Below are 1,601 nucleotides of genomic sequence, written 5' to 3' on the forward strand. Positions count from 1 at the left end.
GCTTCAAAGTCTCCCAGCTATCCTACACAAGCCGAACCGAACACCAATATCAAACTGTAGTAAAGGTCCCGGGGTCTTTCCGTCCTGCTGCGCGAAACGAGCATCTTTACTCGTAGTGCAATTTCACCGGGCCTATGGTTGAGACAGTCGAGAAGTCGTTACGCCATTCGTGCAGGTCGGAACTTACCCGACAAGGAATTTCGCTACCTTAGGATGGTTATAGTTACCACCGCCGTTTACTGGCGCTTAAGTTCTCAGCTTCGCCCACCCGAAAGTGAGCTAACCGGTCCCCTTAACGTTCCAGCACCGGGCAGGCGTCAGTCCGTATACATCGCCTTACGGCTTCGCACGGACCTGTGTTTTTAGTAAACAGTCGCTTCTCGCTGGTCTCTGCGGCCACCCCCAGCTCAGAGCGCGAAGCTCATCACCGGATGTGGCCCCCCTTCTCCCGAAGTTACGGGGGCATTTTGCCGAGTTCCTTAACCATAGTTCACCCGAACGCCTCGGTATTCTCTACCTGACCACCTGAGTCGGTTTAGGGTACGGGCCGCCATGAAACTCGCTAGAGGCTTTTCTCGACAGCATAGGATCATCCACTTCACCACAATCGGCTCGGCATCAGGTCTCAGACTATTGCCAGGCGGATTTACCTACCTGACGTCCTACACCCTTACCCCGGGACAACCACCGCCCGGGATGGACTACCTTCCTGCGTCACCCCATCACTCACCTACTAACCGCTTGGTTCAGCGGCTCCACCACTTTCCTTTCCCCGAAGGGTCCGGAACGGCTTCACGGCCTTAGCATCACGATGCTCGATGTTTGACGCTTCACAGCGGGTACCGGAATATCAACCGGTTATCCATCGACTACGCCTGTCGGCCTCGCCTTAGGTCCCGACTTACCCTGGGCAGATCAGCTTGACCCAGGAACCCTTAGTCAATCGGCGCAAACGTTTCTCACGTTTGTATCGCTACTCATGCCTGCATTCTCACTCGTCAACCGTCCACGACTACCTTCCAGTGCCGCTTCACCCGGCAGACGACGCTCCCCTACCCATCACAGCACCCGTTGGGGCTATATGCTGCAATGACACGACTTCGGCGGTACGCTTGAGCCCCGCTACATTGTCGGCGCGGAATCACTAGACCAGTGAGCTATTACGCACTCTTTCAAGGGTGGCTGCTTCTAAGCCAACCTCCTGGTTGTCTGTGCGACTCCACATCCTTTCCCACTTAGCGTACGCTTAGGGGCCTTAGTCGATGCTCTGGGCTGTTTCCCTCTCGACCATGGAGCTTATCCCCCACAGTCTCACTGCCGCGCTCTCACTTACCGGCATTCGGAGTTTGGCTAAGGTCAGTAACCCGGTAGGGCCCATCGCCTATCCAGTGCTCTACCTCCGGCAAGAAACACACGACGCTGCACCTAAATGCATTTCGGGGAGAACCAGCTATCACGGAGTTTGATTGGCCTTTCACCCCTAACCACAGGTCATCCCCCAGGTTTTCAACCCTGGTGGGTTCGGTCCTCCACGAAGTCTTACCTCCGCTTCAACCTGCCCATGGCTAGATCACTCCGCTTCGGGTCTTGAGCGTGCTACT

Annotated in this window: 1 rRNA gene; it reads right to left on the reverse strand. The window is 55.9% G+C overall.

The features are described from left to right. A 23S ribosomal RNA gene (locus ACFY0F_RS39085) occupies nt 1-1,601 on the reverse strand; the annotation flags it as partial.

Source organism: Streptomyces sp. NPDC001544, assembly GCF_042894285.1.
GTDB lineage: Bacteria > Actinomycetota > Actinomycetes > Streptomycetales > Streptomycetaceae > Streptomyces.